The 24,726-nt window shown below is 42.0% G+C and carries 24 protein-coding genes, 1 CRISPR repeat array and 1 other annotated feature; of the genes, 8 read left to right on the top strand and 16 right to left on the bottom strand.

Annotated features, from left to right (window positions below):
• From cas8c to sufC, 8 genes are all read right to left on the bottom strand, one after another.
• A complete protein-coding gene (gene cas8c, locus ECA01S_RS06275) occupies positions 1–1,893 on the bottom strand; it encodes a type I-C CRISPR-associated protein Cas8c/Csd1 (RefSeq protein ID WP_067392760.1) in 1,893 nt (630 codons plus the stop codon).
• The gene (gene cas5c, locus ECA01S_RS06280) at positions 1,890–2,615 is read right to left on the bottom strand and encodes a type I-C CRISPR-associated protein Cas5c (protein ID WP_067392763.1); all 726 of its coding nucleotides are present in this window, start codon (positions 2,613–2,615) and stop codon (positions 1,890–1,892) included. Before cas5c ends, cas8c begins: the two co-directional genes overlap by 4 nt.
• Before the next feature lie 93 nt (positions 2,616–2,708).
• Positions 2,709–5,114 (bottom strand): CRISPR-associated helicase/endonuclease Cas3, encoded by a 2,406-nt coding sequence (locus ECA01S_RS06285; protein WP_082703266.1) that lies wholly within the window; start codon positions 5,112–5,114, stop codon positions 2,709–2,711.
• A 394-nt stretch (positions 5,115–5,508) separates the two neighbouring features.
• Positions 5,509–7,843: direct repeats of the CRISPR family, unit length 33 nt; unit sequence GTCGCTCCTCTTATGGGGAGCGTGGATTGAAAT.
• A gap of 322 nt (positions 7,844–8,165) precedes the next feature.
• Entirely contained in the window at positions 8,166–9,557 is a 1,392-nt protein-coding gene (sufB, locus tag ECA01S_RS06290; protein ID WP_067392769.1) for a Fe-S cluster assembly protein SufB, read from the bottom strand.
• Between the two features lie 13 nt (positions 9,558–9,570).
• Entirely contained in the window at positions 9,571–10,041 is a 471-nt protein-coding gene (gene sufU / locus ECA01S_RS06295; RefSeq protein WP_067392772.1) for a Fe-S cluster assembly sulfur transfer protein SufU, read from the bottom strand.
• The gene (locus ECA01S_RS06300; protein WP_067392775.1) at positions 10,028–11,263 is read right to left on the bottom strand and encodes a cysteine desulfurase; all 1,236 of its coding nucleotides are present in this window, start codon (positions 11,261–11,263) and stop codon (positions 10,028–10,030) included. The genes sufU and ECA01S_RS06300 overlap by 14 nt, the downstream gene beginning before the upstream one ends.
• Positions 11,260–12,540, bottom strand: coding sequence for a Fe-S cluster assembly protein SufD (gene sufD / locus ECA01S_RS06305; RefSeq protein WP_067392779.1), 1,281 nt, complete (start codon positions 12,538–12,540; stop codon positions 11,260–11,262). Before sufD ends, ECA01S_RS06300 begins: the two co-directional genes overlap by 4 nt.
• A 14-nt stretch (positions 12,541–12,554) precedes the next feature.
• Complete coding sequence (gene sufC / locus ECA01S_RS06310) at positions 12,555–13,328, bottom strand: Fe-S cluster assembly ATPase SufC (RefSeq protein WP_067392782.1); 774 nt, start codon at positions 13,326–13,328, stop codon at positions 12,555–12,557.
• A gap of 459 nt (positions 13,329–13,787) precedes the next feature.
• Between sufC and ECA01S_RS06315 the strand changes: the two genes are divergently transcribed.
• The 4 genes from ECA01S_RS06315 to ECA01S_RS06330 are packed head-to-tail and all read left to right on the top strand — an operon-like array spanning position 13,788 to position 15,459.
• Entirely contained in the window at positions 13,788–14,030 is a 243-nt protein-coding gene (locus ECA01S_RS06315; RefSeq protein ID WP_067392787.1) for a GlsB/YeaQ/YmgE family stress response membrane protein, read from the top strand.
• A 27-nt stretch (positions 14,031–14,057) separates the two neighbouring features.
• Entirely contained in the window at positions 14,058–14,621 is a 564-nt protein-coding gene (gene amaP / locus ECA01S_RS06320; protein ID WP_067392790.1) for an alkaline shock response membrane anchor protein AmaP, read from the top strand.
• 13 nt (positions 14,622–14,634) lie between these two features.
• On the top strand, positions 14,635–14,820 hold the full coding sequence (locus tag ECA01S_RS06325) for a DUF2273 domain-containing protein (protein WP_067392793.1): 186 nt from the start codon (positions 14,635–14,637) through the stop codon (positions 14,818–14,820).
• Positions 14,821–14,853: 33 nt separating this feature from the next.
• Positions 14,854–15,459: an Asp23/Gls24 family envelope stress response protein gene (locus ECA01S_RS06330; protein WP_067392795.1), complete on the top strand. Its 606-nt coding sequence runs from the start codon at positions 14,854–14,856 to the stop codon at positions 15,457–15,459.
• Between the two features lie 85 nt (positions 15,460–15,544).
• Here ECA01S_RS06330 and ECA01S_RS06335 read toward each other — a convergent pair whose 3' ends face one another.
• The 6 genes from ECA01S_RS06335 to ECA01S_RS06360 all read right to left on the bottom strand — a co-directional run bounded on the left by ECA01S_RS06335 (position 15,545) and on the right by ECA01S_RS06360 (position 20,361).
• Positions 15,545–16,399, bottom strand: a complete 855-nt coding sequence (locus ECA01S_RS06335) for a MetQ/NlpA family ABC transporter substrate-binding protein (RefSeq protein ID WP_067392798.1) — start codon at positions 16,397–16,399, stop codon at positions 15,545–15,547.
• A gap of 14 nt (positions 16,400–16,413) precedes the next feature.
• Positions 16,414–17,100: a methionine ABC transporter permease gene (locus ECA01S_RS06340; protein ID WP_067392800.1), complete on the bottom strand. Its 687-nt coding sequence runs from the start codon at positions 17,098–17,100 to the stop codon at positions 16,414–16,416.
• Positions 17,093–18,127 carry a methionine ABC transporter ATP-binding protein gene (locus ECA01S_RS06345; RefSeq protein WP_067392803.1) on the bottom strand — a complete coding sequence of 345 codons (1,035 nt, stop codon included), beginning with the start codon at positions 18,125–18,127 and terminating at the stop codon, positions 17,093–17,095. Before ECA01S_RS06345 ends, ECA01S_RS06340 begins: the two co-directional genes overlap by 8 nt.
• A gap of 67 nt (positions 18,128–18,194) precedes the next feature.
• Positions 18,195–18,445 (bottom strand) — a binding site (T-box leader).
• Positions 18,446–18,491: 46 nt separating this feature from the next.
• Complete coding sequence (locus ECA01S_RS06350) at positions 18,492–18,830, bottom strand: glycine cleavage system H family protein (protein ID WP_067392805.1); 339 nt, start codon at positions 18,828–18,830, stop codon at positions 18,492–18,494.
• 2 nt (positions 18,831–18,832) lie between these two features.
• Positions 18,833–19,186: an arsenate reductase family protein gene (locus ECA01S_RS06355; RefSeq protein WP_067392808.1), complete on the bottom strand. Its 354-nt coding sequence runs from the start codon at positions 19,184–19,186 to the stop codon at positions 18,833–18,835.
• A 5-nt stretch (positions 19,187–19,191) separates the two neighbouring features.
• The gene (locus ECA01S_RS06360; protein ID WP_067392810.1) at positions 19,192–20,361 is read right to left on the bottom strand and encodes an FtsW/RodA/SpoVE family cell cycle protein; all 1,170 of its coding nucleotides are present in this window, start codon (positions 20,359–20,361) and stop codon (positions 19,192–19,194) included.
• 397 nt (positions 20,362–20,758) lie between these two features.
• On the opposite strand from ECA01S_RS06360, the gene upp reads away from it, so the two are divergent.
• Positions 20,759–21,388 (top strand): uracil phosphoribosyltransferase, encoded by a 630-nt coding sequence (gene upp / locus ECA01S_RS06365; RefSeq protein WP_067392812.1) that lies wholly within the window; start codon positions 20,759–20,761, stop codon positions 21,386–21,388.
• Positions 21,389–21,442: 54 nt separating this feature from the next.
• Here the strand turns inward: upp and ECA01S_RS06370 are convergent, their stop codons facing one another.
• Together ECA01S_RS06370 and ECA01S_RS06375 are read right to left on the bottom strand one after the other, a co-directional pair.
• The gene (locus tag ECA01S_RS06370; protein WP_067392813.1) at positions 21,443–22,582 is read right to left on the bottom strand and encodes an AI-2E family transporter; all 1,140 of its coding nucleotides are present in this window, start codon (positions 22,580–22,582) and stop codon (positions 21,443–21,445) included.
• Positions 22,583–22,590: 8 nt separating this feature from the next.
• Positions 22,591–22,938 carry a PTS glucitol/sorbitol transporter subunit IIA gene (locus ECA01S_RS06375; RefSeq protein WP_067392816.1) on the bottom strand — a complete coding sequence of 116 codons (348 nt, stop codon included), beginning with the start codon at positions 22,936–22,938 and terminating at the stop codon, positions 22,591–22,593.
• A 121-nt stretch (positions 22,939–23,059) separates the two neighbouring features.
• Between ECA01S_RS06375 and ECA01S_RS06380 the strand changes: the two genes are divergently transcribed.
• The 3 genes from ECA01S_RS06380 to ECA01S_RS14350 all read left to right on the top strand — a co-directional run bounded on the left by ECA01S_RS06380 (position 23,060) and on the right by ECA01S_RS14350 (position 24,716).
• Positions 23,060–24,079, top strand: a complete 1,020-nt coding sequence (locus tag ECA01S_RS06380; protein ID WP_067392819.1) for a lactonase family protein — start codon at positions 23,060–23,062, stop codon at positions 24,077–24,079.
• Positions 24,080–24,177: 98 nt separating this feature from the next.
• Positions 24,178–24,531, top strand: coding sequence for a hypothetical protein (locus tag ECA01S_RS06385; protein ID WP_067392822.1), 354 nt, complete (start codon positions 24,178–24,180; stop codon positions 24,529–24,531).
• Positions 24,532–24,554: 23 nt separating this feature from the next.
• Entirely contained in the window at positions 24,555–24,716 is a 162-nt protein-coding gene (locus ECA01S_RS14350; RefSeq protein ID WP_169792764.1) for a hypothetical protein, read from the top strand.
• Positions 24,717–24,726: the final 10 nt, after the last annotated feature.

A 24,726-nucleotide genomic window follows, 5' to 3' on the forward strand; every position in this document is an offset into this window, starting at 1 on the left:
TTACTCATCCTCCTTGGTAGGTGATTTATGATAAATATCAAATTCTTGACTATAATATCCTAGTAGATAACGACCATCTAAGGCCTTATCTGTATAGGTCGTTTCAGTGAAAGCATCCATGATTTCGTCAAATAAACGATTGTAAAAGATTTGTTTGCCCGGTGACAATCGGTTGATGTAGGGCTGTAAGTTTTTTCTAATAATCAGCCACGTTTTTACTGGATGGGTACTATAGGCGCTCATATATCGCTCTGCATTAGTTGAACGATTTGATGAACCCTGCACGTTTAACGCATCTTTTTCAAGAATATGCGAGACAGCTAGCAATCTGCCGAAAAGATAGTTTCTCTCTTTACTTTCTTTATTTAAGCTCACGGAACATCCTCCCTTTTCTCTAAAGTAATAATTGTTCGTCATGGAACAGGCCACTGTCAGTGCTTTACGCCACTGCCAGTTTTGTTCAAAGCTTTGTGGATTTGATACACGATGAACGAGTTTTTGAACTAAATCAAAAGGTACTTTTTTCCCTTCCACTACACAGGTGAATAAAGCTGTTGTTGCATTATTTAAGATGGCATCGTTGGCCTTCTCACCAAAAGCAGCTATTGCAATATCATACAAGTTTGGTGCGCCATAATAATAATTTGGTTTCTTATTCACAAAATAAGTATGCCGCCAAGCAGACTGCTCATGCCATTTTTCAATTCGTTGTAAATATTGCTTTTGGTCCGTTGAATTGTAATAGAGTATTCCTAAACGGCCTTTTGTTGCATTATCCAATATCATGATATTCACTTTGGCGTGAATCGCCAGTTCGTTATTCTTCCCATAAATCGTTGCTTTTACAAGTTCCGCAAATTCTTCTTGTGTTTTATCAACCGCATCAGCAAAAAGTTCAGCGAGTTCGTCTGCTTCAGCAAACTCATTCCCGCCAGCTAAGGGAGTAAGCTGTTCCGGTAATTCTTTCCCCCATACCAAATAGACTCGCCCATCACGAATGATACCTTGCTTTGCAATCAACCATTTCAATGCACTATGAGCTTTTTGCGAAACAACATAGCCAACACCAGCTGCTTCTTCTTTTTTAGAAAAACGACCTCTATAAGTAAATCCGATATTGTCATTAGCAGATATCAGTTTTCCCATATCTCCTGCATAGCGCAATCCCGAGGTATGATTTGCTGTAATACGCATCATTTTTCCTGTAACATAGTCCAATCCTTCATTGCCTATTGAAAATTCAGCAATGGCAGAATTGATCACCTCTTCATCTTCCCATAAAGGAACTTCTTCGTCTGTTCCCTCTGGGTCATGAATAGTGAAACGGATCATCGCTGTTGATTGATCCCCAACTAAAACGTCAAATATTTCTGGTTTAAATCCCTTTTCTTCGGTTAACTCCTTTGACCACTTTAAAATCAACTTTCCTTCTTTATCTAAAAATAAGATTCCTTGTTGGACCAGATCATGGATCAAACTATTTTTTTGAAGGTAGATGTATATTGCGTTAATTTTGTAGTTGTTTTCTGACCACTTTTGCAACTGAGTCATGTAGAGTGCATGAGGATCATCCTTTTTCTTCTTCATATCAACAAAATTTTTGTAGTCTCCTGCCACATATTTTAGTCCATCATGGAGTGGATGAGGTGCAGCCGTATTTGCGCGGCCGGCTGATCCTTCCGTGACTGGTATAATAGTGGGTGCCTCGTCTTTACTTAAAACTCTAGCGGAAAAGAAACGTCCATCTGGAGTTACTTGAACTTCAATTTGAATGTTTCGATAGGCATGTCCCACTGGCAGTAAAGAAAAGCGATGTTGCCCTCGAATCAGGACTTTTCCCACCTGATCTTTATTATCCTCATAAGTTTCATACAAATCACTAATCCACGTCATATATCATCCACCTCCAGCTCTTCTATCAACTCTTCAGCTAGCTGGATATCTTTCAAAGTGATTTCTTTTGCAGCCATCTTCTTCAGTGGTCTCACTACCGCGCATTCTTCCGGTCGCGGAAAACGAACGATCCCTTTCTCCATTTTAGGCTGCCATAGACGTACCCTTAGCTCATCGATTCCTGTCTCATCAGGATAGTCTAAGCCATGTACCATTGTGCCAAAAAACTGCGGATAATTATCTTGATCATAGGCCCCCGGCTTTTCTCCATATTCACAAGGTTCGACATATCCTTGGCACTCTCTTGTTCCCAGAAATATATCTCTTCTGCCGCCTTTCGCTAGAGATCGTTTTAAAATTTGATAATGTTTATTTTCGTTGTAGTCTTTGCGTAGATCTGGTCGATTCTTGTTAAATTCAAAGTGCGCTTTCACTTCGTAAACAGGATTTCTCAGATAGCTATAATAAGCTAGGTTACTACTGTTCAAATTAGTGAAAACCATTGGACGCATTCCTTTTGATTCCATTTGGATTGGATTTACAATGCGGACTTCATCAATGTAATATATCAAGGTTGGCTTCCAGTAAATCGATTCCACAATGCCTTTTAAGGCTTGATATGTCGGAATCGGATAGGTACTTTTTTCCCCCCCTAGTCGAGTCAAAGGGTCTGTAAACAGCGCATATTTCCCAAAGACACGAAAACTGATTTGATTTTTCAAGTATATTTCCTCCTCTCGAATTTAGTAAAATGAATTTATCTTTCTATTTAAATACTAACAAAGACACCAACTATATAAAAGCGCTTTCTAAATTTAAAAACTGTAACTTCCATGAGAATCGCCTTCAATGTTTAGGCCAAAGTCTTTATCATAGGCTTGCTGGTGTAAAACATATATCCCCGCGGGAGTTAGCGTGATTAAACCAGATTTTTCCAATTGCTCAAATTCATGTTGATATAAGGTGATACTATTCCGTTGTGCCCTTTGATACCATCGTTTATCAAAAATAACGTCTTTTGAACCACTTAGCTCTATGATCATTTCCTCGCCTTCGTCAAATTCCACTAGCACGCTATCACCTTGCTGTTCAATAACGTTAAAGTGTTGGGCAATTGTTTGACTGCTACTAACCATTAATGTTGGTGGAAGTTCATTCATTTTGCTTACATAAAACTTTTTTCTATTAAGATTTTTCCCCATCAATTCGTATAAACTATTTTTCCCGCCATTAAAGAGATAATCCGACTCATTAGCTTTCTCAACTCTTGCATAATAGCGGTTAAAAAATTGTTCTATTAGCTTAGGATCCAATAAACTAGAGTCTTCATGATTAAACTCGCGATCCTGAAGTAACTCCATTGTGATTAAACTTTTTGTTTTAATTTCTCGCATTTTATCAATATTTTCCAGTTCCTTCACAAGATTTACTAAATAAACCGGCTGCTGTACGTCTGATTCCCCATTTCTATTACAGCGCCCCGCTGCTTGCGCTATTGAATCTAAACCAGAAATGGAGCGAATAACCGTAGCAAAACTAATATCTACCCCCGCTTCAATCAAAGGTGTTGTTACACAAATAATGTCCTGGCCCTTATCTAAAGCTTCACGTATGCTTTCCAATTTGGAAGTACGATGATTGGGACTCATAGAGGTAGACAAATGGAAAACTTGCTTGCCTCGATCCCTAAGCTCTTGAAAAATCGTTCGAACGGCTTTTTTTGTATTTAAGATAATCAATAAATTTCGATTATCTTCTAGCAGTTTTTCCGAAAAATCTGCTAACTCCTGGGCAGACCAATAAGTGGGTTTCGTATAATCTATGACTTTGACCCGTTCAAAAGCCGTACTTGCTGATGCTAGGTCAGGTACAATTTCAGCGTCGCTTTCCAGCGGCAATTTCACTTTCCTATTTTCTAATGTAGGTTGTGTTGCTGTACAAAGTAACGTCGTCGTATTTCCGTACTCCTTCAAGAAAGTAATCAAACTATTGAACATAGACAAACACTTTGGAGGAATTGACTGGATTTCATCGAAAATAAGAATACTATCTAACAACTGATGAATACGTCTGGGATTACGAGTTGATCCAGAAAAAACATTTTCAAGGAATCGAACCATTGTTGTTACAATGATAGGACTATCCCAGTTATCCTGCATCTTTGCTTGCTTTCGCTCGCTGTCTTCAGACTGATCATCTTGCTCGCTTACCAAATTGGAATGATGCTCAAGAATAAAATCTCCTTCAGAATCTTGTAAATGTTTTCGAAATACTCCAGCATTTTGCTCAATAATTGAGCTGTAAGGAATAATATAAATAATCCGTTTTTTCCTTTTTTTCGTAGCATGATTAAGCGCGAAACGCATACTACTCAATGTTTTACCTCCACCTGTCGGAATAGAAAGACGATAGATTCCCGTTGGTCTATCTGCCGCTTGTAGACAAGCGTCCGCCATCTCTTGTCGTAACGTATTGATTTTAGTTTCTGGCCCTTTTCTAAAGGTCTCAAAAGTAGTTTCAAGTGTGCTCGCTAGTGACTCAAACAACACAGATGAGTCAATCTGAGAAACACTATTAAACTCTTCAAATAATTGTGTATTACGACGATCTCCATCCAAAAGAGCACTATAAACCAGCTTCAAAAAATAGAATTGATCTGTCTGATACTGATCACTTTTGGGATTCCAATCATGTTCAACAGCTATTGTTTCCAACTCTTTGCCAGCGATTCGTACCAATGATTCTAATTCAGATTGTGACGCAACTTCCTCAAAAAAGTGGGCACATACGTCGTCATATTCAGGAAGTTCTTTTTCATATCTTGTACTAAATGGGACGGAAGCATCCCCTTCACCTGAAATAAAATCTAGCAATCCTCTTGAACTATGGTGAGCAAATATAGAATTCGCAATCATTTCTATCGATAACCGTTCATATTTATTCGTTGCCTTAATAGATAAAATGATTTTCCCACCATATGTCGAATGATCTACACTTCCCCGTACCACAGCCAAACCAGCATGAGCATCAGATAAATATTGTTGAAACGCATCCGTATATTTACCAGCATCATGCAATAATCCAGCTAAGTAACAAGTTGTCGCTATACCCAAAGATGAGCCATTATCTTTTGAAATGTTGGCCGTTTCTTTTAAATGTTGTACCAGTGGCTGTTTTGCACCATCACTTGTCCTAAAATGTGCTATATACAATTTATTCACCTCACTGTAATTTTATAAAGCTCTCAAAGAAACCGTTTTCTTTAAGTCTAATATAAAATTCACCCCTTCACAAGTACGGTAAGATTCTTACTTATAGTTATATAACCCATCTGCATCATAACCACTGACTAAATTTCCGTTTAGAATTATGTAAATAGATTTAATCGATTCCATAATGCTATAATTGATATGTAAGGGATACCAATTATCATACTTTGAGTCTTTACTAAGCTGCTAGTGCGAACCTGAGGTACACATATTATCCCTAGTGATTCGCACCATAAATTTAGAGTTTATTAGAACTATATGTTAAATACGTGCTACTAATCAAAAATTCTTATTATTTTAGTAAAGAAAAACTAAACAAAATAAGGAAATTATGCCTTATTTTGCAGTCGCTCCTCTTATGGGGAGCGTGGATTGAAATGACCCAATAGGGTTTATAATAAGAATGTAGATAAGTCGCTCCTCTTATGGGGAGCGTGGATTGAAATACACATGTAGTAGGCAATGGGCAAGTGATCCAAACGGTCGCTCCTCTTATGGGGAGCGTGGATTGAAATTTTCAACGAACGAACAGCTCAAACAATTACAGCTGTCGCTCCTCTTATGGGGAGCGTGGATTGAAATATTAGTTATACCACTTAATGAAAACATATCTGTTTGTCGCTCCTCTTATGGGGAGCGTGGATTGAAATATCAACTTGAAGAGTATCGCCTTGAATATCCTAATTGTCGCTCCTCTTATGGGGAGCGTGGATTGAAATCGCTTTGAAAGATATTCTTATCTTAACAAGTGACAGTGTCGCTCCTCTTATGGGGAGCGTGGATTGAAATAGGGTATATTGGTTGGGGGCTTGCAAAATTACTTGTCGCTCCTCTTATGGGGAGCGTGGATTGAAATAACACGTCAACGGTCTAAAACAAGTTTTAGCTGACGTCGCTCCTCTTATGGGGAGCGTGGATTGAAATCTGAAAAGGCAAAAATCTTAGATATTAGCAACGTGTCGCTCCTCTTATGGGGAGCGTGGATTGAAATGCAATATTGCTGACACGGTTCGTCAGTAGCTTATCGTCGCTCCTCTTATGGGGAGCGTGGATTGAAATTTGAGTGGTTCGGGTTTTGGTGCAGGCACTGGGGTGTCGCTCCTCTTATGGGGAGCGTGGATTGAAATATTTCACGCCTCTTTTCGTAGTAAATCCAAATGGCGTCGCTCCTCTTATGGGGAGCGTGGATTGAAATAACGGCTGAGTAGCTCCCCTCGATGTTGCCGTCGGTCGCTCCTCTTATGGGGAGCGTGGATTGAAATTTGTAACATACAAGTTTAGTGGGCTGATTAATTCGTCGCTCCTCTTATGGGGAGCGTGGATTGAAATGCCATGATTATTGACGTAAATGCCTTACGCTATAAGTCGCTCCTCTTATGGGGAGCGTGGATTGAAATAATTGTCAGCTGATGTGATTATTAGTAAGTTTGAGTCGCTCCTCTTATGGGGAGCGTGGATTGAAATCTGTGTGCAAGTCCCCACCGTCCCACACTTTTGGCGTCGCTCCTCTTATGGGGAGCGTGGATTGAAATATATGCTTTAGGTGTTTATAACAAAAAAATTAGTGGTCGCTCCTCTTATGGGGAGCGTGGATTGAAATATCACTAGTGGCATGAGTGGATCGTCAATATAGTCGTCGCTCCTCTTATGGGGAGCGTGGATTGAAATTTTGGTTTTCCATAACGATTCCTCCTATGAATAGGTCGCTCCTCTTATGGGGAGCGTGGATTGAAATAATCTCTGAAAAAGCATAATGCTCCAGCAGAAGCAGTCGCTCCTCTTATGGGGAGCGTGGATTGAAATCGCACAAGCCTTATCCTCACGACCGCCGCTTTCGTGTCGCTCCTCTTATGGGGAGCGTGGATTGAAATCTCCCACTCTGTTAAATCGGTCGTTAACCGAACAACGTCGCTCCTCTTATGGGGAGCGTGGATTGAAATTGATACCCACTATGCTACGGACTCCGTCATTCGTGTCGCTCCTCTTATGGGGAGCGTGGATTGAAATATTTTTCACTTGCCATTCGGCCATCGCACCAGCAGGTCGCTCCTCTTATGGGGAGCGTGGATTGAAATGAGAATTGGCGGATGAAGGGAATATCACTAAAAAGTCGCTCCTCTTATGGGGAGCGTGGATTGAAATAATCGCCTGTTCGAGTTCAGCTTCACGAGTTTTGGTCGCTCCTCTTATGGGGAGCGTGGATTGAAATTACCTAAAAAATGACGGAATTTATCAGCTAGGAAGTCGCTCCTCTTATGGGGAGCGTGGATTGAAATGTTTTTAAAAGGAGATTGGAAATTACCATGGGAGGTCGCTCCTCTTATGGGGAGCGTGGATTGAAATATTTTTCAATATTTTCAGTTTCGACTCAGTAGTCGTCGCTCCTCTTATGGGGAGCGTGGATTGAAATAGATAGGCATAGACGTACGTATCGATTAATCCAACGTCGCTCCTCTTATGGGGAGCGTGGATTGAAATAGAAAGCTACTATGGAATATCGTCAGGAAATGGATGTCGCTCCTCTTATGGGGAGCGTGGATTGAAATTGTAGGCGGCACTCACATAATGAAATACTACAGAAGTCGCTCCTCTTATGGGGAGCGTGGATTGAAATAACATCTCCAACGCGCCACCACTCAATGATTCTAGTCGCTCCTCTTATGGGGAGCGTGGATTGAAATAAACAATAACTCTAGAATCATTCAACCACCTGCCCATCGCTCCTCATATGAGAACGATAGAAGTTCTTCATCGCAGGAATACCTATCGAGCTTAGATTTCCTCGTTGTACACTCGTGCTCTTTAGAAAGATAGCAAAAATACTCTTCAGTTATAAGAAAATCTACATACTCAAAATATTCTTTTAGACCTTTCCAGTAAAATCACGAAAAGACTTCTTCTTACCATACTCATTAGTGCTAGTATTGGTGCTACTTTCATTTTGACGAATTAGAAAAAGCTAGGAATACCTATGTATCAGCATTCCTAGCTTATTTTTCTCTATTACCCCACAGACCCTTCCATTTCATAACTAATCAAACGATTTAGTTCAACGGCGTATTCCATAGGTAATTCTTTGGTAAATGGTTCCACAAAGCCCATGACGATCATTTCAGTTGCTTCTGATTCGGTCAGGCCGCGGCTCATTAGGTAGTAAAGTTGTTCTTCAGAGATCTTGGAGACTTTGGCTTCGTGTTCAAGGGACACTTGGCTATTGTGGATCTCATTGAATGGGATGGTATCGGATTTTGATAGTTCATCCATGATAATGGTATCGCACTCGATGTGGGAGATGGAGCCGGCACTATCTTTGGCAAAGGTGACTTGGCCGCGATAGTTGACTTCTCCGCCGTCTTTTGAGATTGATTTTGAGACGATTGAGCTGGAAGTGTTGGGTGCGTTATGAATCATTTTGGCACCGGTATCTTGGATTTGATTAGCACCAGCGAAGGCGATTGATAACATGGTACCGCGTGCGCCTTTGCCGTCCAAATATACACTTGGATATTTCATAGTCGTTTTAGCACCAAGGTTGCCGTCAATCCATTCGACTGTTGCGCCTTCATAGGCTTTGGCACGTTTGGTTACCAAATTGTAAACATTGTCTGACCAGTTTTGAATGGTGGTATAACGGCAATAGGCATCTTTACGAGTGTAGATTTCCACGATGGCCGCGTGCAAACTATTGCTGGAATAGGTTGGTGCGGTACAGCCTTCAACATAGTGAACGCTGGCGCCTTCATCAACAATGATTAATGTCCGTTCAAACTGACCGGTATTTTCAGCGTTGATTCGGAAATAAGTTTGTAATGGTACGTCTACTTTGACCCCTTTTGGTACATAAATAAAGGTTCCGCCTGACCAAACAGCTGAGTTTAGGGCGGCTAACTTGTTGTCTGTTGGTGGTACGAGTTTTGAGAAATATTCTTTAAAGAGTTCTGGATACTCCTTCAAGGCAGAATCGGTATCGGTAAAAACGATGCCTAATTTTTCAAACTCTTCTTTCATATTGTGGTAGACAACTTCTGATTCATATTGGGCTGAAGCGCCGGCTAAGTATGCTCGTTCGGCTTCAGGGATGCCAATTTTTTCAAAGGTTTCTTTGATTTTATCAGGTACATCATCCCAATCGCGGGCAGGACGGTCGCTTGGTTTTTGATAATACTTAATGGCATTGAAATCAATGTCTGATAGATCTGGTCCCCAAGTTTGCATTGGCATCTTGTTAAAGGTTTCCAATGATTTTAAGCGGAATTCTAACATCCATTCTGGTTCGCCTTTGACTCGTGAGATCTCACGTACGACTTCTTCTGTCAGGCCTTCGCCGGTACTAAAGACTGGCTCTACATCATCGTGAAAGCCAAATTTATATTCTTCTAATTCTGGTACACCCATGGTCTCACGCTCCTTATTTATTGTGATATTGATGCGCGACGCCTTTGCCGTTTTCTTCGTCAGCGATAGCTCTGCCTAACGCCTTCCAGGCCAAAGTTGCGCATTTGATGCGGGTTGGAAACTTCGCTACGCCGGAAAGCATCGCGGCATCTCCTAATTCTTCTTCATTCGCTACGGGTTCTCCTTGCACTAGCTGAGAGAAATCAGCAGCCAAGGCTTCTGCTTCTGCCACTGTCTTGCCAATCACAGCATCCGTCATCATGGAAGCGCTGGCGGTACTGATGGAACAGCCGCTGCCACTGAAGGCGATATCTTTGATAACACCCTCTTGCACGTCTAATTCTAGCTGAATCACATCGCCACAAGTCGGGTTATTCATTTCAATTTTTTGCGTCGAATCGCTTAAGCTCCCGTGATGGTGAGGGTGACTGGAATGATCCAAAATCACTTGGCGGTACAGATTATCTAATTTAGAAAGTCCCATGTTGGAAAAACTCCTTTGTTGCGTAGATCGCGTCAACTAAGCGGTCTGCATCTGCCTTAGTATTATATAAGTAAAAGCTGGCGCGGGCAGTTGCCAGCACGTCCAGGTATTGTAGTAATGGTTGGGCACAATGATGGCCTGCTCGGACGGCAATGCCTTCCATGTCAAGTGCCGTAGCCACATCATGAGGATGTAGACCTTCTAGGTTGAAGGCAATCACGCCAGTATGATCAGCAGGATCTTGTGGTCCGTAAATGGTTAACCCCTCAATGGCTTGCAGTTTTGGCAGCACATAGGCTACCAAGTCGGCTTCATGCTGATGGATGGACGCTAAACCGATTGCTTCTAAATAGTCGATAGCAGCACCTAAACCAATTGCCCCAGCAATATTGGGGGTTCCCGCTTCGAATTTCCACGGTAATTCCTTCCAAGTACTGTCGTAAAGATGCACAAAGTCAATCATTTCACCGCCAAATTCGACGGGTTCCATTTGATCAAGCCATTGGCGTTTGCCGTAGAGGACGCCGATACCAGTAGGGCCGCACATTTTGTGCCCGCTAAAGGCGTAAAAGTCAGCATCAACGGCTTGCACATCAACCGGCATATGCGGGACCGCTTGTGCGCCATCCACCACCATCACTGCATCGTTTTCATGAGCTAGGGCGGCTAGTTCGGCTACCGGATTGATTACACCTAGCACATTTGAGACATGAGCGATTGAAACGATTTTGGTTTTAGCTGTGATTTTTTGGCGAGCATCTTCCATATCTAAAAAGCCTTCAGGCGTAATCTCAATATATTTCAAGACAGCTCCTTTGCGTTTCGCTAATTGCTGCCAGGGAATAATATTGGAATGGTGTTCCATATAAGAAATCACGATTTCATCGCCGGCCTCAACAAAAGCGTCGCCAAAGCTTTGAGCGATCCAATTCAAGCTAGTAGTGGTGCCGCGGGTAAACAGAATTTCAGCTGTTTCATTGGCGTGGAGAAAGTTTTTGACTTTCTCCCGAGCGCCTTCATATGCGTGGGTCGCCCGTTCGGCCAAAGTATGCACTCCACGGTGAACATTGGCATTATCCTGTTCATAATAAGCAGTCAACTGATCTAAGACTTGCTTGGGCTTTTGCGTCGTGGCCGCGTTATCTAAATAGACTAGCGGCTCATCGTTGACTTCCTGAAAAAGAATGGGAAAATCTTGACGCAATTTTTCTGCATCCATCATGCATTTAGCTTCCCTTCAATGGTTTCAATAAATTCAGTTTGGACAGCCTTGATCGGAATTGCGGTGATAACTGAGCCTAAGAAGCCGCGAATGACTAAGCGTTCGGCTTCGGTTTTATGCAAACCGCGACTCATTAAATAGTACATTTCTTCTGGATCCACTCGGCCCACACTGGCAGCATGTCCGGCGGTTACTTCATTTTCATCAATCAAAAGGATGGGATTGGCATCGCCACGGGCTTGATCGGAAAGCATTAATACGCGACTTTCTTGTTGGGCATCGGCCCCTTTGGCTTTTTTCAAAATATGACCGATTCCATTAAAGGTCAACGTTCCCCGTTCACGTATCACACCATGTTGAAGGATGTGACCAATGGTATGGGGGGCTTTGTTGGTGACGCGGGTGTCAATTCCTTGTGTTTGACGGCCACCACTGATAGCCACCACTTTCACCTCAGAATGCGCACCTTCGCCCACTAAGTCAGAATCAAAATCAGCTACGACATTGCCGTCATTCATGACCCCAATTGCCCATTCCACTGAAGCATCCTTCATAATATGACCACGGCGGTTAAGATAGGTTGTGACGTCTTTACCTAATTGGTCCACCGCTGAGAATTTCACTTTAGCGCCATTTTTGGCAACCACTTCCACCACAATGTTGGCAGCCGCTTTATGGTCCAATTCTGAGCCAAAGCGTTCCAAGTAGCTAAACTCGCTATGCTCCTCTGCCACGATTAAAATGTGTTTGAAGAAATGGTCACCACTGAGTTGGCGGAACATCGCTTCCAATGGTTCTTTGATGACGACATTTTTTGGTACATATAAGAAGACTCCGCTGTTCATAAAGGCTGCGTGAGCCGCTGTTAATTTATCTTCATTAAAAGGCACGGCTTTAGTCATATAGTATTGTTGCACTAAATCACTATGTTCAGTCATTGCCGTAAATAAATCTGTAAAAATCACGCCTTGCTCAACTAAATGTTGCGGTAATTGTTCAAACAAGGTATCGCGATCATATTGGACGATTAAAGGGTTGTCCCCCATCTCATCAAAGCTAGGCACACCAACGTAGCCCCGAAAGTTATCGCCCTGCCAGACACTTTCTTTAAAATCTAGTAGCGGCCAACGGTGAAATTTGACCCGTTCGATATGTGGCAATTCCAGGGTATCTACCAGCTTCAGTGCGTCTTGACGCAGTTTCAGCATCCACTCTGGTTCACCTTTAGTTAAAGAAAAAGTCGTGATGTTTTCAAGATAATCGTTAAATTCTGTCATGCACCTTGACCTCCTTACGCTTCTTCTTCTTTGTAGTCGATTCCTAATTCTTTACTGATACCGGCATAACCTTCTGCCTCTAAGCGTTTCGCCAAATCAGCATTGCCTGTCATAACCACCCGACCGTCCATCATGATATGCACTACATCAGGAGTGATATAGTTCAGTAAACGTTGGTAATGAGTAATGATTAGGGAACCAAATTGGTCGCCCCGCATTTCATTGACCCCTTTAGCTACAACTTTCAAAGCATCGATATCTAGCCCAGAATCAATTTCATCGAGTATCGCAAAGGTTGGTTCTAACATCAGTAATTGCAGGATTTCATTTCGTTTCTTTTCGCCACCAGAAAAGCCTTCATTTAAATAGCGTTCTGCCATTTCTTCCGGCATATTCAAAAGCGCCATTTTTTCGTCTAATTTTTTCAAGAATTGCATCACGGAGATTTTGTCATCTTCGTCCCGCTTAGCATTGATGGCTGCCCGCATAAATTCGGCATTGGTGATACCAGGAATCTCACTTGGGTATTGCATTGCTAGGAAAAGACCCGCACGCGCCCGTTCATCGACTTCCCATTCTAGGATGTTTTCGCCGTCCAGCAAAATTTCGCCTTCTGTTACTTCATAATTAGGATTCCCCATAATGGCAGCCGAAAGGGTTGATTTCCCGGTTCCGTTAGGTCCCATGATGGCGTGGATCTCGCCAGTTTCCATTTTTAAGTCGACCCCTTTTAGGATCTCTTTATCTTCGATCGAAACATGTAGATTTTTGATTTCTAAAACGGACATGTATGATTCCCTCCAACTTGATTTTTGATAGATACTTTTCCTACCTATTTTAGACTAATTGAGAATGAAATTCAAACGAGTCTGCCTGTTTTTTACGAAATTTAGCGCTTTTCCTTATAAAATCGTATCCGCACTGTTTATAATCGCTATAAAATAAGATTTTCTCTTATTCTCTTATTTTTTTCGAAATAACTGACCTGTTTTTTCATATAAGCTTCCTTTTTCATACTTTTTTCCCACTTCCTTTTCTTGATTTAATCGGCTTATTAACGTCAAAAGTTACCACTTTAGTGTCAACTTTTGACAAAAAGCGACCCTTATCATTTCTCAAAAAACGCTTTCTGTCGTATGCTTTTAGTAGGGATAGATTATAACGTTGTTGTTGTCGTTGGATTTATCTGGTTCATTCGTCCTAATTAGGTATAGACCTAATTAAATAAATACAAAGGAGTGTTGAAGATGGGCTTTATTTGGTCATTGATCGTAGGTGGTGTCATTGGCGCAATTGCAGGTGCTATTACTAGTAAAGGTGCCTCTATGGGAATTATCGCCAACATCATTGCAGGTTTAGTTGGTTCTGCAATTGGGCAAGCGCTTTTGGGTAGCTGGGGACCATCTCTAGCAGGTATGGCTTTGGTTCCTTCAATTGCAGGTGCTGTCATTCTGGTCGCTGTTGTTTCTTTCTTCTTAGGTAAGAAATAGCCAACCACTCTAGGAAGGAGGGTCTTTATGCGGAAAAGTACCAAGATCCTTTTGATACTAGGCTTGATTTTACTTTTCTTTCCGCTCTTTTTTACCTTGATTGAAAATCAGGCAGCAGGCTCCGCTAGCTTACACTTTATGTCATTAGGTGAATATCCGCTAGTTGGTCGCTGGATGCCGACTTTTCTCTTTTGGACTAGCGTTGGCTTTATGATTTTACTAGTGGTTGGCATCTTTATCATCCTATTTTTCCCGAAAGCGGAAAGTGAACTAGTATTGGAGAAAGAAAATGGTCGCTTAGTTATTCAACGGAAGGCATTGGAAAATTTTGTATTGCAGACAGTGAAAGAGGAACCGTTTATTGCGGATCCTAATGTAAAAGTCAAATTTAAGAAAAATCGCATCAAAGTACTGGTCAGCGGTAAAATGCGAAAGGTGTTCCAACTAACCGATCGCCAAGAAGAACTGACTGGTGCTATCCAAAAAAACATCGCCATGCTGATGGGAACCAAAGAAAATATTCTGACAGAAGTTACCTTTAAGGACTTCAATCATGAAAAACGGAATCCGCAGCAGCCACGGGTCGAATAAGGAGGAACAGCCAGTGAAGGAGCTATGGATACTCTATAAATATCCGATCATTTTTGGTGGAATCGGCTTGCTATTGGCAATTCTTCTGATTACGGTCGGCTTTTTGAAAACGATGTTGTTAATTATCTTTACGTTGTTAGGTGCATATTTAGGCTTCTATCTGCATTCGATCGGCTTTTTTGATCAATTTCGCAGATAAAAATAAAACTACTATTTTTAGGAGGAACTTGTAATGGAAAACAAAGACATGATGAAACAACCGACACCCCCAACTCCGCCAACACCAGACAAAGGTCCTAAACCACCAGTAAACAGTATCAAAGGCGATTTGACCTTCGATGATAAAGTCATTCAAAAAATCGTAGGTATCGCCCTAGAAGAAATTGATGGTTTATTAACAGTAGACGGCGGCTTCTTCTCCAACCTAGCTGGCAAATTAGTAAATACCGATAATGTTACTTCTGGTATCGATGTAGAAGTTGGTAAAAAGCAAGTAGCAGTCGACTTGGATATCGTAGCCGAATATGGCAAAGATATTACGAATATTTATGATCGTATTAAAGAAGTAATTGCTCGAGAAGTTAAAAAAATGACCGGCTTGGATGTCATCGAAGTCAATGTCAACGTGGTGGATGTTAAGACGAAGGAACAGCATGAAGAAGACTCAGTAACCGTACAAGACCGAGTATCTGATGCGGCTGAAGCCACTGGTGAGTTTGCATCGCGTCAAACAGATAAAGCCAAAAGCGCAATGAATAAAGCTGGAAACAAAATCAGCGATTCTGCGGATGATGTGAAACAAGACATCAACGAAGCGCGGGAACCACGCGTACAATAAGCCGAAAAAGACACGAACTTTAACGAGTTCGTGTCTTTTCTGATTGATTGACATCAGGTCATCCTCGATGCTTATTTTTTTACGTTTATTCTGCGTTGGCAGCCACAGGTTTCACTGAGCCATCCCATTTATTCAAGATCCAATCTTGCACGTCTTTTTCATGTAAGACTTCAATCAATTTCTTGATGCTGTCTTTATCTTTATCCTCTGTACGTACGGCAATCACATTGGCATAAGGTGAGTTGTCTTTTTCCAACAGAACAGAATCTTTTGTTGGATTCAAGCCAGCGCCGTAAGCAAAGTTAGCATTGATGGCAATCAAATCTGCTTCATCATTGGCATAGGCAGTTGCTAAAATATTAGGATCAATATCATGTTTGAAGGTCAAGTTTTTCGGATTTTCAGCAATATCATCAAACGTCGCTGTTTCCAATTCTACCCCGTCTTTGACTTTGACAAGTCCAGCGTCTTGTAGGATAGTAATAATCCGGCCCCAGTCTGATTCAGAGTTCGAGGTTAAGATAGTGGCGCCGTCCTTCAAGTCTTTGATATCATCAATGCGTTTTGAGTAAAGGCCCATTGGTTCGATATGAATGGCGCCAGCATTGGTGAAGTCGTAGCCATTATCTTTGATTTGTTTGTTCAAGTAAGGAATATGTTGGAAATAGTTTGCATCGATTTCGCCATCTGCCAAAGCTTTATTAGGCAAAATGTAGTCATCAAATGGTACGACTTGTAAATCAATGCCTTCTTCTTTCAGTAATGGCTTCACGTGCTCTAAAATCTCCCCGTGGGGTGTTGGTGATGCGCCGACTTTTAAGACAGTCAAGTCACCACTCTCCGCAGCTTTACTACTATCTGTCGTGTCGCCGCTACCGCCACAGGCAGCTAAGCCAAGTGTCAACAAAGCAATTGTTGCAAATCCAAATAATTTTTTCATCCTTTTTTCTCCCCTTATCGTTTATCTGTTTTGCGTGTCAGCGCGTCACCAACGCCCTGCACGATGAACACAATGATTAAAATAAAGACTGTTGCGACTAACGTCGTGGTGTAGTTGCCACGTTGATAGCCTTCTTGCCAAGCAACCGCGCCTAAGCCGCCAGCTCCAATAGCTCCTGCCATGGCGGTAAAGCCAATCATGGAGATGGTGGTAACGGTAATACCCGAAATCAAGGCTGGTACGCTTTCTGGAATCAAGACCTTCAAAATAATCTCCCAGTAACTGGCTCCCATCGATTCTGCTGCCTCAATGACACCCGCATCCACTTCACGAAAAGCAATTTCTACTAGTCGAGCATAAAAGGGTGCTGCCGATAAGACTAGCGCTGGCACGGCTGCTTTGGCTCCTAAGAAGGTACCTAGTAATATTTTGGTAAACGGAATAATCAAGACCAGTAGGATAATAAATGGTGTTGAGCGAAAAACATTGCTGATAATGGACACAATACCGTATAAAATTTTGGCATATGGTTTTTGTTTACGGCCCACGGTATAAAGAATCAGGCCTAAAATCAGACCAATCACAATTACTAGGACCATTGAAACCACCGTCATAAAAAGCGTATCCACAATCGCTTGCTTCATATTGTCCATGTTGACTTGACTAAAGTTGAAATAAGTTTCCATGATCCCTTTATCCACGACTGATCACCTCCACGCCGACATTTTGTTGTTGGAAGAAGGTCAAGGCTTGTTGAATCTGTTCATCTGAGCCAGTCAAAAGCACGGTCAATGAACCAAATGAGCCTTCCTTAGCTTGCTGCACTTTCCCATATACTACATTAACATCCACATCAAATTGTCTGATAGCCTGTGAGATGACGGGCTCATTGGCATTATTTTCGTTAAAGGTCAAGGTCACGATTTGTCCTTCAGGATTTTCGCGAATAAAATCAGCCAAGACTTCCGTCGGGTCTTCCTCCGGTTCCATTTCCTGTTGCACGAACCGCTTCGTCACTTCCTGTTGAGGGTGACGGAAAACGTCTAACACGGCCCCTTCTTCCACGACCGTTCCTAATTCCATCACGGCTACCTTATTGCAAATCTTGCGAATGACGTGCATTTCATGGGTAATCAAGACAATCGTTAGTTGTAGCTTGCGGTTGATTTCTAATAGGAGATCCAAGACCTCATCAGTTGTTTGGGGATCTAGTGCACTGGTTGCTTCATCACACAGTAAGATTTCGGGTTCATTGGCTAGGGCGCGGGCAATCCCCACCCGTTGCTTCTGACCACCAGAAAGTTGGGCGGGATAGGCGTCACCGCGACCTTCCAAACCAACTAACTTCAATAATTCTTCCGCTCGTTGGCGACGGCGATTTTTTTCAACGCCAGCTAATTCCAGCGGCAACATGATATTTTCTAAGATTGTGCGACTCCATAATAAATTAAAGTGCTGAAAAATCATGCCGATTTTTTTACGAAATGTTCGTAACTCTTTACCGGCTAACTGACTAACATTATGATTGTTTACCACTACTTCACCACTGGTTGGCTGTTCTAAACCATTCAATAAACGAACCAGCGTACTTTTACCAGCGCCGGAGTAGCCGACGATCCCAAAAATATCGCCTTGTTCCACCTGCAAATTCACTTGCTGAACTGCTTGAATGGTGCCTGCTTTTCCTTGAAAAGACTTATTGACCTGATGCAATTCGATCAATGCCATCTTGATTCACTACTTTCTAATTTCTTTTTAGGTACTAAAAAAGCTTCCGTCCCTCTACTACTTCTAGTAAAAGGACGGAAGCATAAATTCCGTGTTACCACCTTTTTTCGTCATTTCTTCGCAAAAATGACCTCAGCCAGTACTTGAACACTTCGCATACTGTGGTGCTGTAACGGGCACTCCCGTGATAGGCTTACATATTTGTTCACCTATTCTGCTCAAAGACCATCTTCCATCTCGATTCCATTGCCCTTTCTCAGCTAAACGGGGCTCTCTTAAAATTTCTTCGACATGTACTCTTCTTTTCAAAGCTTTCTGTATTGCTTGAAATTATAGCAACCTATTTTGGGATTGTCAAACGTTTTTATAGTTTTTCAAATTCCGTTTCATCTACGCCAGTCAAAACGACTAACCAAGCTTCCTTATTATCAGGATTATCCAAAAGGCTTGGATTTGCTTCGGCTTCCGTATTGATTTGGCTAACGGTTCCCGTCAATGGGCTGGTCAGTTCACTAACTGATTTTTCTGCTTCTAATTCTGCTAGGCTTTCATTTTTTTGAATCGTCTCACCTAATTTAGGCAAGTTCACAAAACTGATTGCGCCTAGATCATCTTGAATATCATTGGTTAGGCCGATACGATACTCGTCCCCAGTTTTCATGACCCATAGGGTATGCTCAACTGTTTTCATGTTCTTATCCATCACTATTTGGCTCCTTCATAGTCGGTTTCTTTGAATCCAATCGCCACCAACTCGCCGTCTTTGACTAAGATTGGGCGTTTGATTAGCATCCCGTCTTTAGATAATATAGTCGCCGCTTCTTCTGGTGTCAATTCATTGACCTTGTCTTTCCAACCCTGTTCACGGTATTTGATTCCGCTGGTGTTGAAAAAACGGCGTACCGGCAGATCACTAGCCTGCATCCACTGTAAGAGCTGACTGCTAGCTGGTGGATTTTCCACCATATCTTCGACTTGGACCGCGACATTATGTTTCTCCAACCAAGCCTTCGCTTTTTTACAGGTAGAACATTTGGGGTACCAGTATAACGTATACACGTGCCTCACTCGCTTTCTGCTTCACTCTTTTGGTAACGCATTGAAAGGATCAAGCCGACACCAATCATATTCCCTAGAATCGAAGACCCCCCTTGACTGATAAAAGGCAACGGAATCCCGGTTAGCGGTAAAAGACCAATGTTAGCGCCGATATTTTCAAATACGTGGAACAGGATCATCATAATGATGCCTGTGGCGATGTACGCATAAAATTCGTTGTTGGTATCGAAACACACCCGAATCATACGATAGATCAATATAAAGTATAACAAAATCACGAAACTACCGCCAATAAAACCAAAATTTTCGCCGATTACGGTGAAAATCATATCGGATTCACGGACGGGCACATAAACTTCACTGACATTAAAACCTTTACCTAAAATACCGCCGGAACCAATGGCAATCAGCCCTTGCGCCGGTTGATAGGAACGCCCTGAGGTATCGTGGAAAGGGTCTAGCCAAGAATCAATACGGGCAAATTGGTAATCTTGGAAACCAAACTTATTCAAAATATCGCGACCACCTTCAGTGGTAACTAAGAAAATCGTCAAGCCTCCCAAGACCACAAAGGTTCCAATAACCGGCAGCACAATTTTCCATGAGATTCCCGACATCAGGAAAACCCCACCAAAAATCGCCACAAATACCAGCATAGTCCCAAAGTCTTTTTGCATTAGAACTAGGCCTAGAACAGGTAAGGTTACTAAAAAGAGCTTACCAATCAACCAAAAATCGCTTTGGGTAGTCCGCACGCGATTTTTCACGTTATGCTGCGTCACCACATAGGCCATCATCAAGATATAGGCAATTTTCATCAACTCAGAAGGCTGAAAGGTCAGTGGACCAATTCGCAGCCAGTTTTTAGAGCCGGTATCGGCGGCTAATGAGCGGTCATAAAATTGTAGTAAGAAAACCATCAAGCCTAAACCTGCCGCATAGAAAACTGGGGTCAGCTTCCATAAAAGCTTCGAGCTGAAGTGCATCAAGATAATGACGGCAACGCCCCCTAATAAATACCAAAGCCCTTGCTTCAATAAAGGCATCATAATTGCTGGATGTTTTGGATCATGGCTTAGCGCAACATATAATGAGAGCATCCCAATCAATGAGAGCAGGAAAACCGGCAAGATCACGCCGTAATCAATGCGGTTATCTAAATTTTTTCTATTCATGTGTCATCCCTTTTCTACCTTTCATCTGGAAAATCTCCATACTGTTCCTTATTATAGCGGTCTCGTTTTAGAAAAGAAAGTGGCACTCTTCTATTTGACAAAAACTTTACTTTCACCCGCATATCAGCCTATCCACTGAATCATCGTTAAAAAACAGCCTTCATTTTTTCATCGCAAGAGTTTCATAATTTTGAAATACGTGCATCACAAAAAGTTCACACCTTCTTAGTACTATAAATATGTACCCAACAAACCCAAACAAACTTTTTCATTTTCAACTCCTTAGAGCCGGCTGCGATGCCGGCTCCCTTTTTTGTCTAAAAACATCCTGACTAGTCAAGGGACGCTTTTTGTTTTACAATAGGAAAGAAAAAACGACCAAAAAAGGAGAGACATCATGGGTAAATTTCAAGTTATTGATCATCCACTGATTCAACACAAGTTAACGATTATCCGCGACAAAAACTGTGGCACAAAGGTATTCCGCGAAGTAGTCGACGAAATCGCAATGTTAATGGCATACGAAGTATCACGGGATATGCCGTTAGAAGATATCGTAATTGAAACACCAATCACTTCTACCACGCAAAAAACGTTAACCGGTAAAAAAGTTGCTATCGTTCCAATTTTACGTGCCGGCATCGGCATGGTGGACGGTATCTTGGAACTGATTCCCGCAGCCAAAGTTGGTCATATCGGGCTTTACCGCGATGAAGAAACCTTAGAACCACATGAATATTTCTTCAAAATGCCGGAAGATATCGACAGCCGTCAAATTTTTGTAGTTGACCCAATGTTAGCCACTGGTGGTTCTGCTATCATGGCTATTGACGCCTTGAAAAAACGTGGCGCTTCAAATATCAAATTTGTTTGTTTAGTTGCTGCTCCTGAAGGCGTTAAAGCCTTGCAAGAAGCTCATCTAGATATCGACATCTATACTGCCGCGCTTGATGAAAAACTTAATGAACATGGTTACATCGTGCCAGGTCTAGGAGACGCTGGTGACCGTTTATTCGGTACGAAATAGCCAGACTAAAAACGCTTCGCCCTCAAGTCAGTAGACTTACGGCGAAGCGTTTTTTTAATCTTCATAAAGTGAGGATACCTTGCGATACCATTCAAAGATATGGGTAATCAGAACTTTTAAAGCGGCATAGACAGGAATCCCTAAAATGACGCCCACAACACCGAACAGTTTACCTGAAGTCAATAAGACTAATAAAATCGTCACTGGATGAATCTCTAATTGGCTGCCCAATACAAGCGGTGATACGAAGCGGCCTTCAATCGTCTGCTCGACAATAAAGACAACAATCACTTTCACCAACATCACTGGTCCAGCTACAATCCCTAAGAATACCGCCGGAATCATCGCTAAAAAGGAGCCTAAATAGGGAATCAGATTTAAGAAACCAGCAGCAATCCCTAAGGTCACCGCATAGTCTAAGCCAATAACTGAGAAACCGATAATGAACATTACGGCAACTGCGAAGGCTACGGTTAACTGACCACGAATATAAGAGGAAACTTGTTGATTCATTTCCTGTAAGACGGTTAACGTTGGTTGACGCATTTTATTCGGTAAAAATTTAACGATATATTTTGGTAACTGCTTGCCGTCTTTCAGTAAATAAAACAAGATAAACGGCATAGTCACTACGGCTACCACGACCGTCGTAACGGCGCCTAAAATACTAGTGATTCCTTGGAAAGCATTAGAAGAAACACTTTTCAACACTTCGGTCACATTGCTGACTAAGTTGTCTCCCACTGATTCGATTTGTTGGCGGAATTGACCAAATAGCGGATCCTTTAAAACATCTTGGATTGTGGCATCGATCGTGTTGAGATAGCCCGGAAAATTATTGACAAAGCTCAAGGTTTGTTCTTGGATTTTGGGGATAATCACGACGATTCCCCAAACCAACAAGCCCACTACTAGCACAAACAACGCGACAATGGCAATGATTCGGTGGACACCCTTTTTCTCCAAATAATCCACTACTGGATTCATTAAATAATACAGAATGGCCGCCAATATGATTGGCAAGCCTACGATGGCTAAGAATTGCCAAACTGGTGCAAATAGATAAGATACCTTGGTGAAAACCAAGAGAATCAACAGAATCAGTAACACGATTACTAACGCTGTCACCACTTGATTATTTAAAAACCACTTCCAAAACCAGGAAAGGCGGCTTTCTTTTTCTTTATCTGGCATAGTCCCTCCTATGAATAATAGATTTGACTTTCAACGTGTAGTTCTGGTAAAACATGTGGCGTCAAATACACGCCATTGGCAATGTTTTCTGCCCCTTCATCGCCAAAAATCAGCGTCACGTGGCCCAGTTCATTTAAATTTTGATTGGCCATGCGACCAACAGCTGCTACTTGGTAGGCTTGATCATCGAAACGTAGTGTCATGCCTGGTGTCAACGTGATTTCGCCGGGCTCCGCAAAATGTTGAACTACGGAGTATTCCCGCAGAGCTGGTGTTGCCGTCTCGTCAAATAAGATCAGCATGGGTTCTTTAGGATCAATGGCTTGAGATCCAATATGGGTAATCGTTGCTTTCATTCATCTAGCTCCTTCTTTTTTGATACTTTTTTATTATAGCATAAGTTTTTTGATAGCCTTCTCAATTTTTCGGAAAGTCTGTGCTATACTGAGGCTAGATTGATTATTGGAGGGATTTTTTGTGACATTACCGATTTATCTAGGCACTTACACACGCCGTGACAGCAAAGGGATCTATCAGATCGACCTAAACACGGAAACACAGCAATTGGAAAATCTAACTTTACTGATCGACGAGGTCAGCCCAACTTATTTAGCCCAAGCTCAAAGTGGTGAACTATTCACGGTTACTACCGTTGACGGCTTAGGCGGTACCGCCGCGTACAATAAAACAGCGGAAGGCTATCAAAAAGCCAATGCCATCACAGAAGAAGGCGCACCAACTTGTTATGTCGCGGTCGATGAAAAACGGCAATTAGTCTACGCGGCTAACTATCACAAAGGGGAAGTTTTGGTTTACAAAATCAACGCTGATGGCACTTTAACGTTGACTGATAAAGCCCAACATGAAGGTACTGGTCCTCATGAAAACCAAGAAAAAGCCCACGCTCATTATAGTGACTTAACTCCAGACGGACGTTTAGTCGTTTGCGACCTAGGGACAGACGAAGTCTTCACCTATGACGTTAGCAATGAAGGCAAATTAACAGAGGTGGCCCGTTTTACCGCACAGCCTGGCACCGGCCCGCGTCACATCGTGTTCCATCCAAACCATACAACGGCTTATTTATTTGGCGAATTGAATAGCACCGTTAACGTGCTAACTTACGATGCTGCGACTGGTAGCTTCACCGAAGAAATGGTGGCTTCTACTTTACCTGCAGACTATGACGGCTTCAACGGTGGCGCGGCAATCCGTATTTCAAAGGATGGTCGCTTCGTTTATGCTTCTAATCGTGGGCATAATTCCATCGCCGTGTTTGCCGTTAAAGATAACAGCGTGGAACGTATCCAGCTAATCAGTACTGAGGGGGATTTCCCGCGGGACTTCAATTTAGATCCAAGTGGTGAATTCGTAGTAGCAGCCAATCAAAATTCCGATAACTTGACGCTTTACCGTCGTGACGCTGAATCTGGCCAGTTGAGCTTACTGCAAAAAGATGTTTATGCACCAGAAGCAGTTTGCGTTGTATTTGCTTAATTTTTAGGGACTGAGAATTTTCTCAGTCCTTTTTTGCTGCCTTTCTGTTTCTCAAATAGTTGGACTTTCGGTATACTTAAAGAAAAGGAGGTCCTGAAATGACAAATACACCACAAATTGAATTTCTTTTGAAATATTTATCTGAGATCCATAATAAAAGTTTGGCGCTCTACGAATTGGTGATTTCTCGCCCCAAGCCGAGCCACGAACGCGTCGTGTTGAACATCAATGAGCTTTTTACGTTGTATCATACAACAAATCTCTTTTACTTCGAGCATCCTGAGTTGAATCAAGGTGAAGTAGTGCCGTTTTTAAGCGCCTTTGATGATTTTTACTTTGAATTGAAGCAAGTTTTCCTTAATGAAGACGATGATACGGCTTTACTTTATAATCGGTTACTTACCATGAAAGAGACTTTTGAAGAATTGACGAAAGCCTACAATGTCTTATAATAGCAAGTAGGAGTGTGAAGCCAATGAACGCACAGGATGTTTTAGAACGGTTACGAGAAGAATTGGAAATGCCATTTTTCAACGGTAAGGTCGAAGAAAAAACGTATACGGAAGAAGAATATCAAGAGCTAAAGCAAAGTTTGATTCGCTACTTTGATGATTATGTCCGTAATGTAGAAAATTAAGTTAAGAAGA

The organism is Enterococcus canis NBRC 100695 (genome assembly GCF_001544375.1).
Taxonomy (GTDB): Bacteria; Bacillota; Bacilli; order Lactobacillales; family Enterococcaceae; genus Enterococcus_H; species Enterococcus_H canis.